This window comes from Vibrio minamisatsumaniensis (genome assembly GCF_050337445.1).
GTDB lineage: Bacteria > Pseudomonadota > Gammaproteobacteria > Enterobacterales > Vibrionaceae > Vibrio > Vibrio artabrorum.
In genome coordinates this window covers 1-16,285 of record NZ_JAKJSY010000061.1, presented here as the reverse complement: position 1 = coordinate 16,285, position 16,285 = coordinate 1, and the positions used below count along the sequence as shown (strand labels likewise).

Sequence of the window (16,285 nt, the reverse complement as noted above, 5' to 3'; positions counted from 1 at the left end):
TTTAAAATAATATTTGAGCCGCGACGAAAAACAATTAAGGCCCCTAAATCGTTGACTTAGGAGCCTTATCTATCGTTCAATCGCTAAGTTAAACACCATTATTCAACGGTTTCTAAAGCTTAATAGCTAACTCAACACCTTGACGAATTGCGCGTACTGCATCCAGTTCGCCGGCGTAATCGGCACCGCCTATCACATGCAGTTTGCCACCAAACTCTTGCCACATATCTTCAAATGGACGAACAGACACTTGACCCGCACACACGATAACGGAGTCGGCATCCAACACTCGGTCTTTCTTATCAATGGTAATATGTAAACCTTGGTCATCAATCTTGTTGTAGATCACTCCCCCCAATAGATTAACGCCACGTTTCTCGAGTGTACGCTTATGGATCCAACCTGTGGTTTTACCCGGCCCTTTACCCACTCGGCCCACTTTACGTTGCATCACCCAAACCGTTTTGTCGCTGAATGAATCTGGATAAGGATAAAGCCCACCAGGATGTTCCATATTTTTATCAATGCCCCATTCGTGAAGCCAGTCCTCTAAACTGTGTGACGTCGGTTCTGTCAACATAGTCGCCACATCGATGCCAATACCACCCGCCCCCACAATCGCGACTTTTTCGCCTACTGGTGTCTTTTCGCGAATCAAGGTTTGATAATCGCCTACATTTTCTTGGTCAATGCCTTCAATATCAAGCTTTCTGGGTTCAACACCCGCCGCCATCACGACTTCATCGTACTTCAGCAACATCTCAAACGTCGCTTCAGTATCCAGTTTTAAGTTCACGCCTGTCGCATCAATCTGGTTAGCAAAGTAACGAATCGTTTCTCTGAACTCTTCTTTCCCGGGTATCTGCATGGCCAGTCTAAATTGACCACCGATGCGGTCGTTTTTCTCTATCAAATCCACCTTGTGTCCACGCTGAGCTAACGTCGTCGCACAAGCTAAACCTGCTGGGCCTGCACCGACAACGGCAATAGTCTTCGTGGCTGTAGCTGGTTGGATAATAATTTCCGTTTCGTAACACGCTCGAGGGTTAACCAAACAACTCGCGCGTTTGCCTTTAAACACGTTATCCAAACAGGCTTGGTTACAGCCGATACAGGTATTGATGAATTGAGCTTGGTCTTGCGCTGCTTTATTAACGAAATCGGGATCCGCCAAGAAAGGGCGAGCCATCGACACCATATCGGCCTGTCCAGAACTGAGAATACGCTCAGCTTCTTCTGGCGTATTAATCCGGTTACAGGTGATCACAGGAATTGTCACGTGAGGTTTCACTTTTTCAGTTACCCAAGAAAATGCACCTCTGGGTACTTGTGTCGCAATTGTCGGGATACGAGCTTCATGCCATCCAATCCCCGTATTGATGATACTCACACCGGCCTCTTCTAGCTTTTGAGCTAAAAGGACAACATCTTCAAACGTACTGCCTTGTTCAACTAAATCAAGCATCGACAGACGGAAAATAATAATGAATTCTTTACCCACCACTTCGCGAATCGATTTAACAATCTCTATCGGAAAACGCATGCGCTTTTCATAAGATCCCCCCCATTCGTCATAACGCATATTGGTACGTTTACAGATGAATTGGTTAATAAGGTACCCCTCAGAACCCATGATCTCGATACCATCATAACCAGCGACTTGAGCAAGCTCTGCACTGTTTGCAAAGGCATCAATGGTTTTCTTTATCTGACGAGGGCTCATTTCACTTGGTGCGAATTTGGCGATCGGCGCTTTAATCCCTGAAGCACTCTGTGCAAATGGATGCATAGCATAGCGACCGGCATGCAACAATTGAAGCGCAATTTTACCACCATGCTTATGCACGGCTTCAGTCACAACTTGATGCGCTTTTGCGTGCTTAACTTTACTGAATTCAGCACTAAATGGGGTCAATCTACCCCGTAAATTAGGGGAGAAACCACCAGTAACAATAAGACCAACGCCTCCTTTCGCTCGCTCTTCATAAAACGCGGCAAGCTTATGTAGGCCTTCTTTATTTTCTTCTAAACCTGTGTGCATTGATCCCATCAATACACGGTTACGTAAATGAGTAAATCCAAGATCAAGAGGTTCAAGTAAATGTGGGTACATGGCAGACATCACTTCTATTATTTTATCCTTGTGGTCTGACCACGATATCGTTCAATCTTCAAAAGTTCAAACAACCGTTTACATTTTTGTAACACCGATCATAATGCTTTGAATTTTAATGCCTCAAAAGCGATGGAACTGGCTACAATTCAAGAGAATTAAGGCGATTAATACTTGTTGTGATAGTTTGAGCATGGAAATTATCGTAGGATACTAAGCAGTTCATAATATTGAGACTAGTGGTTCTAGCGCTTATTGAAGCGGCAAAATCTCACTGCGGAGACAGAATGAAAAAAATATTCAAATTTATAGGCATGATATTTAAAGGGATTTGGAAGCTGATCACTTTTGTGCGTCTTGCACTGGTCAACGTAGTCTTTTTACTCAGTATTGCCATCATTTACTTTTTGTACTTCCATTCGGGCACGACACAACCGGTTGCACCAAAACCATCAGCGTTAGTGCTCAACCTGTCAGGCCCCATTGTTGAACAAAGTCGCTATATCAACCCAATGGACTCTGTTACCGGTTCCTTGTTAGGAAAAGACTTTCCAAAAGAGAACGTCTTGTTTGATATTGTGAAAACGATTCGTCACGCCAAAGATGATGAAAACGTTACAGGTCTCGTTCTGACGCTCAAAGAGTTACCCGAAACCAACCTAACCAAACTTCGTTACATCGCGAAAGCACTCAACGAATTTAAAGCAACAGGCAAGCCTATTTATGCTGTCGGTGACTTTTACAACCAAAGTCAATATTACCTAGCCAGCTACGCCAATAAAATATTCTTATCTCCAGATGGTGGTGTCCTTCTAAAAGGCTACAGTGCTTACTCACTTTACTACAAAACCTTGTTAGAAAAGTTAGACGTGAACACCCATGTGTTTCGGGTTGGCACCTACAAGTCTGCAATCGAACCTTTCATTCGCGACGACATGTCGGATGCAGCGAAAGAGTCAGCTTCTCGTTGGTTAAGCCAACTGTGGGGTGCGTACGTGGATGACGTGAGCAACAACCGCCAAATTGATGCTAAAATGCTCAACCCAAGCATGGACACGTTCTTGAAAGAGCTTGAGTCTGTGGACGGTGACATTGCCAAACTCGCGGAGAAACTTGGCTTAGTCGACGAATTAGCAACACGTCAACAGGTTCGACTAGAGCTCGCAGATGTTTTCGGCAGTGATGGTCAAGACAGCTATAACGCGTTTGGTTACTACGAATACCAAGCAATGATACGTCCAGACGACACCACTGAATCGCACGATATCGCGGTGATTGTTGCCAGTGGCGCCATTATGGACGGTGAACAACCACGTGGCACAGTCGGTGGCGATACTACCGCAGCCTTGCTTCGCCAAGCTCGCAATGATGACCAAGTGAAAGCCGTGGTGCTTCGTGTCGATAGTCCTGGTGGCAGTGCTTTTGCTTCAGAAGTGATTCGTAACGAGATAGAGGCGGTCAAGCAAGCGGGTAAGCCCGTTATTGTGTCGATGTCGAGCCTTGCGGCGTCCGGTGGTTACTGGATCTCGATGGGGGCAGACAAAATTATCGCTCAACCAACCACATTAACTGGTTCGATTGGTATCTTTAGTGTTATCACCACCTTCGAAAAAGGGCTGAACGATATTGGTGTGTACACTGATGGTGTGGGAACGTCACCTTTCTCTGGCCTCGGTATCACAACCGGATTAAGCGACGGTGCCAAAGACGCATTCCAAATGGGCATTGAGCATGGTTACCACCGCTTTATCAGTCTCGTCGGCCAGAATCGCGGTATGGAAGCAGATGCTGTCGATAAGGTCGCTCAGGGTCGAGTATGGACAGGTCAAGATGCCATGCAAAAAGGTCTTGTCGATGAAATGGGTGATTTTGATGATGCCATTGCCGTTGCGGCTTCACTTGCAAAACTGGAAACCTACAACATCTACTGGGTAGAGGAACCACTGTCAACCACTGAACAATTTATTCAAGAGTTTATGAACCAAGTTCAGATGTCGATTGGTCTTGATATACACTCAATGATACCAAGCAGTTTGCTACCCGTTACGCAGCAGTTAACTCAAGATAGTCAGCTATTGAGCAACTTTAACGATCCACAAGGCCGATATGCCTTTTGTTTAAACTGCCAAGTTCAATAAGATAAGCTCAACGCGGTATTAATAAGAGGCGCCTCTGTGTGAGGTGCCTCTTTTTATTGCATGATAATTCGCTATAATCGCCCCCCTGTTCCCTATATCACACTAAGTATTAATCGCCATGGAAAGAAAACACATCTATATCGCGTACACCGGCGGCACAATTGGCATGCAAAAGTCTTTGGATCACGGCTATGTCCCAATCGCAGGGTTTATGGATAAGCAACTAGCGGGTATGCCTGAATTCCATCGCCCAGAAATGCCTGAATACACCATTCATGAATACTCTCCATTAATGGACTCTTCAGATATGACGCCACTGGATTGGCAGACGATCGCTGATGATATTCGCGCGAACTACGACAAGTACGATGGTTTCGTTATCTTGCATGGAACAGACACCATGGCTTACACCGCCTCAGCGCTATCTTTCATGCTCGAAAATCTAGGCAAACCTGTGATTGTAACGGGCTCTCAGATCCCACTGGCAGAACTACGTTCAGATGGACAAGCAAATCTGCTGAATGCGCTGCACCTTGCGGCTAACTACCCTATCAATGAAGTAACCTTATTCTTCAACAACAAATTGATGCGTGGTAACCGCAGCACAAAATCACACGCTGATGGCTTCAATGCGTTCACCTCACCAAACTTAACCCCATTGCTGGAAGCGGGTATTAATATCCAACTCAGCAATAACGTTGTGGTCAACAAGCAGCCAGAAGGTGCGTTCAAGGTTCATAATATTACTCCGCAACCCATCGGCGTCATCACTATGTACCCAGGCATCTCACATGAAGTGATTCGTAACACGCTCTTGCAACCAGTTAATGCGATGATTCTGCTTACCTTTGGGGTCGGCAATGCCCCGCAAAATCCAGAACTTCTCCAACATCTGAAAGAAGCCTCAGAGCGAGGGGTTATTGTAGTTAACCTAACTCAATGTCTGGCTGGTAAAGTCAATATGGGGGGGTACGCAACAGGATGTGCACTAGCAGAAGCAGGGGTGGTCAGTGGCTTTGATATGACACCAGAAGCCGCATTAGCCAAGCTGCACTATCTATTAAGCCAGAATCTAGCTTACGAAGAAGTAAAAGCTCAGATGTTACAAGTATTACGTGGCGAAATGAGTCTATAACTCTGTTCTGCTATTTGTTATGCCATAACCGGTTGTGTGAACCGTCACCTGAATCAAAAATTTTTAACGTCCAATAAATCGTCTTTTGGGGCTTAAAAATAAGCGGCATAAAAGTCAAAGGGGTAGCACTGTGCCACCCCTTTGTTGTAATTTAAACTTAATGATTCGGGTTAACCCTAACAATATCGTCTTGGTCTGACTGAAACTGTTTTTTGAGTTCAGACTTAGATTTGAAGCTAATGTCACCGCCAGCGGCGATTGTCATATGTTGAGCTTCAGAATTATGTTTAGATTGGTATAACATAACGGCCTGCATACACGAGTCACGCTGCTCTTTAGAGAGTGCTGTACCTTCTGGCCATTTACCGGTTTCAACAGCGTAAGTTAAACGTTCGTAGACCTCAGGTGTCATTGCGCTAAGAAGTTGTTCTGCATCCATGGGAAAAGCCTTAGTATTAGCGATTTTCACCAGAAAATAACCCGTGACAGAATTGAGTCAAGAACCTGACCTAAAATAAGTGTATTTGATCACAAGTGAAGAAATATGAAAATCATGAAATGGTTACTGGTTAGTCTATTATCCTTAACGTTAGTGGGTTGTTTTAAAAACAAAAAAAGTACCGACCAGTTATGCCAAAACAACCCTGGACTACAATGTGAGCAATTGAACATGGACGACGGGCAATGTCGTATTGCACGTACTGACCTCATATGGCATCGGTTTGAGATCCAAAAACACCCAACCGAAGCCAACAAAATCCAAGAGTTCAAGTTAGTGACTGCTTATAACAAATGCCTAGAGCTTGCAGCACAGATCGAAGCCCTTGACCAATCCAAACTTCAAGAACGTCGGTTCACCGCATTAATGCACAGTAGTGAAGAGTCTGAACGAATTGTCACTGAGTTGTCTCAATCGAAGTCACCAGAAACACTCTACTTCTTGTGGTCACAAATCGGCGACATCAATGCGAGACGCCACTTTCTACAGTTAGAAGGAACCGAGGCATTAAATACCGCTGAGATGCAATACGCATTAGCCACATTTTACACGACAAGAGATTATGCCAAGACATTAAAGCTACTCAATAATGCCCTGACCTTAACGCATGACCAACCGGTTAATACTGAGATATTTAAATCCATGGCCAGTATCAATCACAAACTTGGGCATAAAGAAAAAGCCTACGTATGGGCGATGGTAGCCAAAGAGTTTAATGTCCCCATCGTTTCTGAAGCTGAACTTTCCGTTCTTTATAACTTTGAAGAAAAAAAATACAGCCGATTAAATGAAGACGCCGACAAAATTGTCGACGCCATTAAAGATGGGGCTTACCAGGCTTCACTGATATCGGACTATTAGCATTTAATTTATTAATACATAAAAAGCAGCGGCGGCTTTGATGGTCGCCGTTTTTATTTTCACTAAAGTCATCACGACGAATTTGGCGATGTCCCCACCGCTTATTCGCTCCCCAAACAACTTGTAAGGATTAAACAACAGTGACAAGTTATTTCGTTGTTTTGTCATTTTTGTTGAAAATTAACGACACTGAGTTAACACAATACCGCTCACCTGTTGTCTTCGGTCCATCAGGGAAAACATGACCTAAATGGCTATTGCATGCGGTACAACGGATCTCTACACGCTTCATTCCGTGACTTAGATCTTCTATATATTGCACGGCTTGAGTACTCACTGGGGCATCAAAGCTTGGCCAGCCGCACCCAGAGTCATATTTGTTATCCGACAGAAACAAAGGGCTTTGACAGCATGTGCAGCTGTAGACCCCCGTCTTTTGGTTGTGCAATAACTTACCGCTGTAAGGGGCTTCTGTCCTCCCTAGACGACAGACTTCAAACTCGTCGTCTGTCAGGCGTTCACGCCAGTATTCATCAGGCTTTATCATATCGTCTCCCTTTTGAATCACGTTAATATCTCTCCACATTCTCAGTTATTATATTTACTTTTTTTTATAAAGGCTTGCATATGAGTCGTTTTGTAGCACATACTTTCTCACCAGAAAACATTGTACATATATACTCATAAGTGAATCATCATTTAGGGGTATTTTACCCAACTGGAAGGGTGCAGAGCCACTCGCAACGGTCAATTTTCAATCACTTACACCTAATTGTTAAGAAAAGCGTCTCTTTTTTTTGACATTGAACAAGTTAAGTCGGATTATCTATTGCAGATGCATACTGGATTCTGTAATTTTACTACCAGTTATCTTTAATCAAAAATTAAGTTGTGGAGCAACTACAATGACTATCAAAGTAGGTATTAACGGTTTTGGCCGTATCGGTCGTTTCGTATTCCGCGCAGCTCAAGAGCGTGCAGACATCGAAGTAGTAGGTATTAACGATCTAATCGACGTAGAGTACATGGCATACATGCTTAAGTACGACTCAACTCACGGCCGTTTCAACGGTACTGTTGAAGTTGAAGGCGGTAACCTAATCGTTAACGGTAAAACTGTACGTGTTACAGCTGAGCGTAACCCAGAAGACCTTAAGTGGGATGCTATCTCAGTAGACGTTGTTGCTGAAGCAACTGGTCTTTTCCTAACTGACGAAACTGCTCGTAAACACATTACTGCAGGCGCGAAGAAAGTTGTTCTTACTGGTCCTTCAAAAGATGCAACTCCAATGTTCGTTAGCGGCGTAAACTTCGACACTTACGCTGGTCAAGACATCGTTTCTAACGCTTCTTGTACTACTAACTGTCTTGCACCTATCGCTAAAGTACTTAACGACAAGTTCGGTATCGAATCTGGTCTTATGACTACAGTTCACGCGACTACAGCAACTCAAAAAACTGTAGATGGCCCTTCTGCTAAAGACTGGCGCGGTGGCCGTGGTGCTTCTCAAAACATCATCCCATCTTCAACTGGTGCTGCTAAAGCGGTAGGCGTTGTTCTTCCAGAAGTAAACGGCAAACTAACTGGTATGGCTTTCCGCGTACCAACTGCTAACGTTTCTGTAGTTGACCTAACAGTTAACCTTAAAGAAGGCGCATCTTACGAAGCTATCTGTGCAGCAATGAAAGAAGCTTCTGAAGGCGAAATGGCTGGCGTTCTTGGTTACACTGAAGACGCAGTTGTATCTCAAGACTTCATCGGCGAAGTTTGCACTTCTGTATTCGATGCTAAAGCTGGTATCGCACTTAACGACAAATTCGTTAAAGTTGTATCTTGGTACGACAACGAAATCGGTTACTCAAACAAAGTTCTAGACCTAATCGCTCACATCTCTAAGTAATTTCTTTTTAGAAATCGCTTTAGATAAGCATTAGTGAAGACTGTTTTGAGCAGACTTTGAAAAAGGCGACCTGGTGTCGCCTTTTTAATACCTGCTATCTTTTAAATCACGTCTACCTCAAGATAGCCCAAACGCAAAATTCAATTCCAATACTGTCTGAGCTTGTTAACTCGTCATATCACAAGCCTCACTCTAGTCAGCATTTGAATTCAATTTCCTTAGAAGGATCATGTAATGGATTTATCTACTCTACCTGCACTCGCTGTACTCTCTGACAACGTCACTGTCGTTGAACACCAAGGTGTAAAGCTGGTTCGCATCATCCACGATAAAGCAAACGCAGCCATTTCACTGTTTGGCGGCCATGTGGTGTCATTCCAACCACGCGGTCAAGAAGACCTGATTTGGATGAGTCAACAAGCTAAATTCGATGGCAAAACAGCCCTACGTGGTGGTATCCCTATTTGTTGGCCTTGGTTTGGGCGCATTGCAGCACCGGCGCATGGTTTCGCTCGTTCAAGTGAGTGGCAATTGGTTGAGCATCGTGAAAGCGAAGCTGGCGTGATTGTTAGCTTGGGTCTAAAACCGAGTGAAGAGACACTCGCAGTATGGCCTCATCAGTTCGATGCACGCTTAAATGTTGAAATAGGCGATGAGCTGAAAGTGACCTTGGACGTGAAGAACACAGACGCTAAACCATGGACGTTCTCTGGCGCGCTGCACACTTACCTTAATGTTGGTGATATTCGTAACACAACCACAACGGGCATGGGTACTGAGTACATCGACAGTCTACAAGGTGGCAAGATTTGCCAAGGCGGCACTGAGCTTGTGCTAACCGACACTATCGACCGTGTTTACACACAACCAGAACCGCAGATCTTGGTTGCTGACAAGAAACTGGATCGCACACTCACGGTTGAAAATCACGGCCACAACTCCGCAGTACTGTGGAACCCGTGGGCGGAAGGCGCAACAGCTATGGGTGACATGCAAGACGATGGTTACCTAACCATGATGTGCGTAGAATCCACACTGCACGCACCAAGTCTAGAAGCGGGCAAAACGTTACAACCGGGTGAAAGCCACCAGTTGATGACGGTAATTACAGCTCAATAAAACTCTTTAAAAGGCCGGTTAATCTGGCCTTTTTTACAATCTCTCCTCTCCTAATAACAAACATTGTTGGCTCTTTTTATTTAGCCTGATGCTGACCTTTTTGATAGAATCTGCGCCCAACTATATACCTCTGAGATCGTCATGACTTACCAATGCCCTTTGTGTCACCAACCTTTATCTCAAAACGATCGTACGTTTAAGTGTGAAAAGAACCATCAGTTCGACCTAGCGAAAGAAGGCTATGTCAATTTGATGCCAGCGCACCACAAACGCTCAAAAGATCCAGGTGACAACAAAGAGATGATGCAGGCACGTCGTCGCTTCCTTGAAGGCAACCATTACGACCCGATGCGCCAAGCCGTTGTTGATTTGTGTTCTCGCTGTCTACCACAAGAGCAACCTAACCTATTGGATATTGGTTGTGGTGAAGGTTATTACACCAACGAAATTGCGGTGAATCTTCAAGAAAAGAATGGGGCGACTTTTGGCCTAGATATTTCTAAGATTGCTATCAAATACGCCGCTAAACGCTACCCTGCTGTCGATTTCTCTGTTGCATCAAGCCACCGCCTACCCTTTGCTGAAAACAGCTTAGACGGCATTCTACGCATTTATGCGCCTTGCAAGGCTGAAGAGCTGCAACGCACCATCAAAGACCGTGGTGTGGTGATCACCGTGACACCAGCCAGCCGACACCTGTATCAACTGCGAGATGCAATTTATGATGGTGTTCGCTTGCACGATGAGGATCCAGAAGTGATCGAAGGTTTTACGCTTGAGCACCAAGAGCAACTAAACTATATGATGGAACTATCGGGGTCAGAGGCATTCGACCTGCTACAGATGACGCCGTTTGCTTGGAAAGCAAGTGAAGAGTTTAAACAACAACTCACTGATGCTGAGCAATTCAACTGTGAAGCTGACTTTATGCTGCGAGTGTATCGCAAACAAATTTAATTGATATTGATTATCGTTTGCGTTGAAATGTTATCTTGCCTCCTTTAGTATGCGTGTTCTTCAAGGAGGCATTTCATGCAACGTATTATTCTTATCGGATTAGTGACTCTTCTCACGGCTTGTGCTAATCAACCGGCAAAAGACACTGCTCAAAAAGTGGTTCAAACAAAAGCCGTTGCCACATTCTATGACTACCAGTTCGCTTCTCCACAAGGCGAAACACTTTCTCTCGATGCATTACCTCAACCGCTAATTGACGCGGATGTGGTTCTTATTGGCGAATGGCACACTCACTCAGCTATTCACCGCTTCCAAACCGACTTCTTAAAAGTGCGCCACAATGTAACCCCCAACATTGCGCTTTCAATGGAACAGTTCACTCGAGAGCACCAAGCCACACTTGACCAATACTTAAACGGTGAAATTGGCGAACAAACTCTCATGTCTCAAGCGGCAGCTTGGCCGAACTATGAAAGTGATTACCGCGCGTTAGTTGAGTTCGCCAAAGCCAACGACGTCGATGTTATTGCAGCAAACGCACCAAAACCATTTGTGCAGTGTATTGGGCGTAGAGGATTACCTTATCTAGACCAGTTATCGACCGAGCAACGTCAATGGGTCGCATCCGAAGTAAATACGGGGGATAGCCCTTACAAAGAAAAGTTCATGGCTTCTATGCATCACGGCACGCCAGAACAAACAGAAAAACAGTTTGCTGCTCAGGTTACTTGGGATGAAACAATGGCAGAGTCGATTGTGGATTACCTAGCGTCGAATCCGAATAAACAAGTGATTCATGTGGCTGGCAAGTTCCACACCGAGGGTGGTTTAGGGACCGCAGCATCAATTCTACGTCGTAACCCTGATGTAAAAATTGCAATTATCAGCCCAGTGGCTGAGCTCTCATCGGATGCGAGTGACTACCAGCTAAAAGTGCTTTCCCCACCCGCTCGCTTTGTTCAACCAAAGAACCGGATGAAAGCATATAAGCACCTCGCCAAACGTGGATCTAACTTAGAGTGCGACTAAATTCACTGTCCAGACTTAAAAGAGAGAAGTCCAGGCCTGGCACGCTAAACGCTTATTCAATCGCGCCCCCAAAAATTGATATGCCCTCAGCCATTGGAAGAGCCTGATTAACTTTTATAAAATCGATGAAAATGTGACACGTGAATAAAAAAGCATCATTATGATGATTAAGTGCACAAGTTTCTCTCACCTCTGCCGATACTCTTTTTAGGGTAGGTAAGGAGAGCAATATGACGCCAGTAGGAACGAATCACCATCAGCGATATTCACCTTCGCAAATAAACACACAAACTAAGAGCGTGGAAGCGGAAAAGCCCGCCCCTCTTAAGGTTGAGCAAAATACGGTTAAGCTTTCTGATGAAGGCAAAGCCCTATTATCTGCTCTTAAGGAAATCGATAGAGAAGCGAAGAAAGTGGAAGCGGAAAACGCAACGGTTACCGATAAAGTTGAGTCATTTGCTCACGGCGCATTGGGTATGGATCACCCTGATAAGATTGAAGAAGAAGATCCTTCTTATTCCGCAGGGCAATATTTTTCCGCAGCGATAACGGTTGGAGGAATTATTCTCGCTCTAGTGTAATATTCCCCTTACTGTATCAAAGCGATTTGTCGTTACGACAACAGACCTGACTTGTTAAAAAAAACGAATGTACTCCATAATTCCGCTCTCATTTTTAATGGCATAATTCGTGTGAAAAACTCGTTTTCGCTTATTGATAAACCCACCTTTTTTGGTGCGATAGCACTTCTCCTCATGATAGTCTTGCCGCTGATTATGTTCCCAACCCAAGGGGCAGACTGGATTGCGGTAGCCAAAACCTTTATGACAGATCAACTTGGTTTCTTGTATCTAGCGCTTGGACTCGCAGCTTGTGCTTTCATGGTTTATGTTGTGTTCAGTGATATGGGACAAATCAAACTGGGCGAAGCCGATGAAGAACCAGAGTTTAAAACCGCCTCATGGGCAGCCATGCTTTTCTGTGGCGGTATCGGAGCAAGTATCTTGTACTGGGGTTGTATTGAATGGGCTTACTACTATCAATCACCACCTTTCCAACTAGAGCCTGGCAGTGAAGAAGCCGTTCGCTGGGCTGCAACCTATGGTTTATTCCACTGGGGTCCGATCGCTTGGTCTATCTACCTAATTCCTGCGATTCCTATTGCCTACTTTTTCTATGTACGGAAACAACCTGTATTAAAAATTTCTAGCGCATTGATGCCTGTTCTTGGCGAACACCACAGCCGCGGTGTTGCAGGTAAAGTGGTTGATATCCTATTCATATTCGGTCTATTAGGTGGTGCAGCGACAACGTTAGGTTTAGCCGCTCCTCTTATTACAGAAGGCCTTAACCACTTGTTCGGCCTACCAAAAAACAACCTAACTCAAGCAATGGTGCTGCTGGTTTGTACTGCGATATTCGCGTACTCATCCTATGCGGGCTTAAAAAAAGGCATTAAATTCCTCAGTAACATCAACTTCTGGGGCGCGATGGGGCTATTGGCGTTCGTTCTAATCGCTGGCCCAACAATTTTCATGCTTGAAACTGGCTTAGACTCGATTGGTCGCTTATTGTCTAACTTCTTTGTGATGGCGACGTGGGCTGAACCATTCGGCGGTTACGGTACGTTTGAAAATACCCACTTCCCACAAGACTGGACCATTTTCTACTGGGCATGGTGGCTCGTTTTCGCACCAAGTATGGGCCTGTTTGTAGCGCGCATCTCTCGCGGCCGAACCATTAAACAAATGGTGTCAGGCTCGATCTTCTTTGGTTCATTAGGCTGCTTCTTGTTTTTTATGATCCTAGGCAACTACGGTTTATCCCTACAGTTATCTGGTGAACTCGATGTCGTCGCAATCCTAAATGATGAAGGTGCAACCAAAGCAATCTTCTCGATGCTGGCACAGCTACCAATGAGCACGTTAGTGATTGCTGTGTTTACCTTGTTGTGTATTATTTTTACTGCGACAACATTTGACTCAATTTCTTATATTCTAGCGTCAGTTGTACAAAATAACGTAACGGAAGAACCAATGCGTTGGAACCGAATGTTCTGGGCATTTACCCTCTCATTCCTACCGACAGTTTTAATGTTCTTGGGTGGTTTAAGTACGCTTAAAACAGCTGCAATTGTCGGCGGTCTGCCACTACTGGCCATCTCGGTGATGCTGATGATCTCAGCCGTTCGTGCGACCAACCTCGATTTACGTCACCAGGAGAGTTACATCGAGCCAACGATTAACATCGAAGAGCTGCCCGACATGGATCCATGGTCGGCAGAAGGTATGGCGCTAGCACAGTTCGAGAAAGAGAAAGACGCAGCACAAGAAGCAGCAGAACTCGAACGTGAAGCTTATAAAGATCTTGCCGATGTGAAGAAAAAAATCCGCGCTTATGTTCTTGAACAAGGTGCACAAATGGAAACACATGAGCTTCCTGAAAACTTACAACTCGCGCTTGAACAGGCTGAAAATAACCTAAGCACAGCGCAAGCGAAAAAAGTAGAGTTATCAGAACAAGCCCAGAAAGCTCGAGTCGCGTTCAACCAAGTGGTTGCAGAACTACCACTTGTTTGACAATAGCCATGACACAGTCCATTTATTTGGACCCTCCTAAATAAGCCAAAGGCTCACAATAATGTGAGCCTTTTTTTATTCGGATGATTAACTCGTAATCGCTAACTAGCGATTCGGGTGATTGATGATGTGGTCTTCCCAATCCACCACATCAATCTCATACACCACTTTATTGCGAACACTTTCACCAGCAGCGTGCATCTCTGATTTAGAACCCGTAATCAATGGGTGCCACTCAGGGATCGGCTTCGATTCTGATAGAAGACGGTACGCACAAGTGTCTGGCAGCCAGTGAAACTCATCGATCTTGTCACGAGTCAGCTTCAAACACTCTTCACCTGAAGTGAAGCGATTTAGGTAATCTTTACACGAACATGTTTTGTCGTTTAACCAGCTACACGCCACATTGGTGTAGTAAACTTCATCGCTATCTTCATCCATTAGTTTATGTAGGCAGCACTTACCACAACCGTCACACAGTGATTCCCACTCATTCTCGGTCATCTGTTCTAGTGTTTTTTCTTGCCAAAATGGATTCGTCATAGGATTACTTCTTACTCTTTTACTGGGGTGCGTGTTATACCGCTAGCCCATAAAAAGTTCAAGGATAATAATTGTTCATTCTTTGATTCAATCAACAGCTGTCACTCTCATCATTTTTTGCTACTATCGCGCACCCTGTTACTTAGTGAGTTTAATTTGATGGAATGTCGTCTAGGTTGTGGAGCATGTTGTATCGCTCCAAGTATTACATCTGCTATTCCTGGAATGCCGAACGGTAAGCCTGCTGGCGTACGCTGCATCCAATTAAATGAGCAAGATCTCTGCAAATTGTTTGGTCAACCTTCACGCCCGAAGGTATGTCACCAATTCAAAGCTTGCCCTGTCATTTGTGGTAAAACCGACCAAGAAGCCCTTGATAACCTGATCGAGTTAGAAGCTATTACCTAAGATTAGCTGACCCTTTTTTTCTTCTATATACCCAAGATTTCACAATTCTTCCAAATCTAAACTATCTTATTGATACTGGTAAAGATTAATAAGGATAGTTATGAATAAGTATTTCGCAGAAATGTTCGGTACATTTTGGTTGGTGTTAGGTGGTTGTGGTAGTGCCGTCTTAGCCGCTGCTTTCCCCGATGTGGGTATTGGCTTACTCGGGGTTTCTCTCGCCTTTGGTTTAACTGTACTCACCATGGCTTTTGCTATTGGCCATATATCCGGCTGTCATCTCAACCCTGCTGTTACGATCGGTCTTTGGAGCGGTGGTCGCTTTGATGCCAAAGACGTCGCACCTTACATTATTGCTCAGGTCATTGGCGGTATTATCGCAGGTGGTGTGTTATTCGTGATTGCTTCAGGCCAAGCAGGCTTTGACGCTGCGGCATCTGGCTTTGCTTCGAATGGTTATGGTGAACATTCACCGGGTGGCTATTCACTAACAGCGGCGCTCGTCAGTGAAGTGGTGATGACCATGGTGTTCCTGTTTGTTATTATGGGCGCTACCGATTCAAAAGCACCCGCTGGGTTTGCACCTATCGCAATAGGCCTTTGTTTAACCTTGATCCACCTTATCAGTATCCCCGTCACTAATACCTCTGTGAATCCTGCTCGAAGTACTGGCGTGGCTGTGTTTGTCGGTGATTGGGCCGTTTCGCAATTGTGGCTATTCTGGGTTGCACCGATTATTGGTGCCGTAATTGGCGCGATGATATACAAAGCAGTGAGAGGTTCAGATTAAGCGCTGAAAAAAGTCTAAAGCAATAAAAGAAAAAGCCGCTTAGTGAACTGACCCCCAATAGTTGGACACCAATTATTGGGGGTCTTTTTATGTCCAAATATAGCCGAGAGCTAAAATGTATCATTGCTAAGCAATACTTAGATGGCACGTCATCTCTCTACTTAGCAAAACAATATTCAATTTCTTCAAGACAGATACGGTATTGGGCTCAAG

General features: G+C 44.7%; 15 protein-coding genes and 1 pseudogene. 12 read left to right on the top strand and 4 right to left on the bottom strand.

All coding sequences use genetic code 11. The features are described from left to right. Positions 1 to 112: 112 nt before the first annotated feature. The gene (locus tag L4B77_RS14155) at positions 113 to 2,122 is read right to left on the bottom strand and encodes an FAD-dependent oxidoreductase (protein WP_429751177.1); all 2,010 of its coding nucleotides are present in this window, start codon (positions 2,120 to 2,122) and stop codon (positions 113 to 115) included. Positions 2,123 to 2,400: 278 nt separating this feature from the next. On the opposite strand from L4B77_RS14155, the gene sppA reads away from it, so the two are divergent. Together sppA and ansA are read left to right on the top strand one after the other, a co-directional pair. Then, the gene (gene sppA / locus L4B77_RS14150; protein WP_429751166.1) at positions 2,401 to 4,251 is read left to right on the top strand and encodes a signal peptide peptidase SppA; all 1,851 of its coding nucleotides are present in this window, start codon (positions 2,401 to 2,403) and stop codon (positions 4,249 to 4,251) included. Between the two features lie 118 nt (positions 4,252 to 4,369). Beyond that, entirely contained in the window at positions 4,370 to 5,386 is a 1,017-nt protein-coding gene (gene ansA, locus L4B77_RS14145) for an asparaginase (RefSeq protein ID WP_261837720.1), read from the top strand. 157 nt (positions 5,387 to 5,543) lie between these two features. Here the strand turns inward: ansA and L4B77_RS14140 are convergent, their stop codons facing one another. Beyond that, on the bottom strand, positions 5,544 to 5,825 hold the full coding sequence (locus L4B77_RS14140; RefSeq protein ID WP_372041391.1) for a YeaC family protein: 282 nt from the start codon (positions 5,823 to 5,825) through the stop codon (positions 5,544 to 5,546). A 114-nt stretch (positions 5,826 to 5,939) separates the two neighbouring features. Between L4B77_RS14140 and L4B77_RS14135 the strand changes: the two genes are divergently transcribed. Next, positions 5,940 to 6,746, top strand: a complete 807-nt coding sequence (locus L4B77_RS14135; protein ID WP_429751175.1) for a DUF2989 domain-containing protein — start codon at positions 5,940 to 5,942, stop codon at positions 6,744 to 6,746. 148 nt (positions 6,747 to 6,894) lie between these two features. Here the strand turns inward: L4B77_RS14135 and msrB are convergent, their stop codons facing one another. After that, positions 6,895 to 7,293, bottom strand: a complete 399-nt coding sequence (msrB, locus tag L4B77_RS14130; protein ID WP_429751164.1) for a peptide-methionine (R)-S-oxide reductase MsrB — start codon at positions 7,291 to 7,293, stop codon at positions 6,895 to 6,897. Between the two features lie 358 nt (positions 7,294 to 7,651). On the opposite strand from msrB, the gene gap reads away from it, so the two are divergent. From gap to L4B77_RS14100, 6 genes are all read left to right on the top strand, one after another. Then, the gene (gene gap / locus L4B77_RS14125; protein WP_261837723.1) at positions 7,652 to 8,647 is read left to right on the top strand and encodes a type I glyceraldehyde-3-phosphate dehydrogenase; all 996 of its coding nucleotides are present in this window, start codon (positions 7,652 to 7,654) and stop codon (positions 8,645 to 8,647) included. Between the two features lie 234 nt (positions 8,648 to 8,881). Then, a complete protein-coding gene (locus tag L4B77_RS14120; RefSeq protein ID WP_429751161.1) occupies positions 8,882 to 9,766 on the top strand; it encodes a D-hexose-6-phosphate mutarotase in 885 nt (294 codons plus the stop codon). A 141-nt stretch (positions 9,767 to 9,907) separates the two neighbouring features. Further along, complete coding sequence (rlmA, locus tag L4B77_RS14115; protein ID WP_429751159.1) at positions 9,908 to 10,723, top strand: 23S rRNA (guanine(745)-N(1))-methyltransferase; 816 nt, start codon at positions 9,908 to 9,910, stop codon at positions 10,721 to 10,723. Positions 10,724 to 10,798: 75 nt separating this feature from the next. Further along, positions 10,799 to 11,752 (top strand): ChaN family lipoprotein, encoded by a 954-nt coding sequence (locus L4B77_RS14110; RefSeq protein ID WP_429751157.1) that lies wholly within the window; start codon positions 10,799 to 10,801, stop codon positions 11,750 to 11,752. Positions 11,753 to 11,982: 230 nt separating this feature from the next. Next, complete coding sequence (locus tag L4B77_RS14105) at positions 11,983 to 12,333, top strand: hypothetical protein (protein ID WP_429751155.1); 351 nt, start codon at positions 11,983 to 11,985, stop codon at positions 12,331 to 12,333. Positions 12,334 to 12,444: 111 nt separating this feature from the next. Next, positions 12,445 to 14,331: a BCCT family transporter gene (locus L4B77_RS14100; protein ID WP_429751153.1), complete on the top strand. Its 1,887-nt coding sequence runs from the start codon at positions 12,445 to 12,447 to the stop codon at positions 14,329 to 14,331. A gap of 105 nt (positions 14,332 to 14,436) precedes the next feature. On the opposite strand, the gene L4B77_RS14095 is transcribed toward L4B77_RS14100, so the two are convergent. After that, positions 14,437 to 14,874, bottom strand: a complete 438-nt coding sequence (locus L4B77_RS14095; RefSeq protein WP_372041382.1) for a YcgN family cysteine cluster protein — start codon at positions 14,872 to 14,874, stop codon at positions 14,437 to 14,439. Positions 14,875 to 15,033: 159 nt separating this feature from the next. Here L4B77_RS14095 and L4B77_RS14090 point away from each other — a divergent pair, with 159 nt between their 5' ends. The 3 genes and pseudogenes from L4B77_RS14090 to L4B77_RS14080 form a co-directional block, all read left to right on the top strand. Next, positions 15,034 to 15,282, top strand: coding sequence for a YkgJ family cysteine cluster protein (locus tag L4B77_RS14090; RefSeq protein ID WP_017059389.1), 249 nt, complete (start codon positions 15,034 to 15,036; stop codon positions 15,280 to 15,282). A gap of 100 nt (positions 15,283 to 15,382) precedes the next feature. Next, positions 15,383 to 16,072 (top strand): aquaporin Z, encoded by a 690-nt coding sequence (gene aqpZ / locus L4B77_RS14085; RefSeq protein ID WP_429751149.1) that lies wholly within the window; start codon positions 15,383 to 15,385, stop codon positions 16,070 to 16,072. Positions 16,073 to 16,161: 89 nt separating this feature from the next. Further along, a pseudogene (locus tag L4B77_RS14080) lies at positions 16,162 to 16,285 on the top strand (helix-turn-helix domain-containing protein); the annotation flags it as partial.

Excerpts from the sequence above, each read along its gene's own strand:
- msrB (WP_429751164.1), bottom strand. The coding sequence starts at position 7,293 with ATGATAAAGCCTGATGAATACTGGCGTGAACGCCTGACAGACGACGAG.
- L4B77_RS14155 (WP_429751177.1), bottom strand. The coding sequence starts at position 2,122 with ATGTCTGCCATGTACCCACATTTACTTGAACCTCTTGATCTTGGATTT.
- gap (WP_261837723.1), top strand. The coding sequence starts at position 7,652 with ATGACTATCAAAGTAGGTATTAACGGTTTTGGCCGTATCGGTCGTTTC.
- rlmA (WP_429751159.1), top strand. The coding sequence starts at position 9,908 with ATGACTTACCAATGCCCTTTGTGTCACCAACCTTTATCTCAAAACGAT.
- L4B77_RS14135 (WP_429751175.1), top strand. The coding sequence starts at position 5,940 with ATGAAATGGTTACTGGTTAGTCTATTATCCTTAACGTTAGTGGGTTGT.
- sppA (WP_429751166.1), top strand. The coding sequence starts at position 2,401 with ATGAAAAAAATATTCAAATTTATAGGCATGATATTTAAAGGGATTTGG.
- L4B77_RS14105 (WP_429751155.1), top strand. The coding sequence starts at position 11,983 with ATGACGCCAGTAGGAACGAATCACCATCAGCGATATTCACCTTCGCAA.
- aqpZ (WP_429751149.1), top strand. The coding sequence starts at position 15,383 with ATGAATAAGTATTTCGCAGAAATGTTCGGTACATTTTGGTTGGTGTTA.
- L4B77_RS14110 (WP_429751157.1), top strand. The coding sequence starts at position 10,799 with ATGCAACGTATTATTCTTATCGGATTAGTGACTCTTCTCACGGCTTGT.
- L4B77_RS14090 (WP_017059389.1), top strand. The coding sequence starts at position 15,034 with ATGGAATGTCGTCTAGGTTGTGGAGCATGTTGTATCGCTCCAAGTATT.
- L4B77_RS14140 (WP_372041391.1), bottom strand. The coding sequence starts at position 5,825 with ATGGATGCAGAACAACTTCTTAGCGCAATGACACCTGAGGTCTACGAA.
- L4B77_RS14120 (WP_429751161.1), top strand. The coding sequence starts at position 8,882 with ATGGATTTATCTACTCTACCTGCACTCGCTGTACTCTCTGACAACGTC.
- ansA (WP_261837720.1), top strand. The coding sequence starts at position 4,370 with ATGGAAAGAAAACACATCTATATCGCGTACACCGGCGGCACAATTGGC.
- L4B77_RS14095 (WP_372041382.1), bottom strand. The coding sequence starts at position 14,874 with ATGACGAATCCATTTTGGCAAGAAAAAACACTAGAACAGATGACCGAG.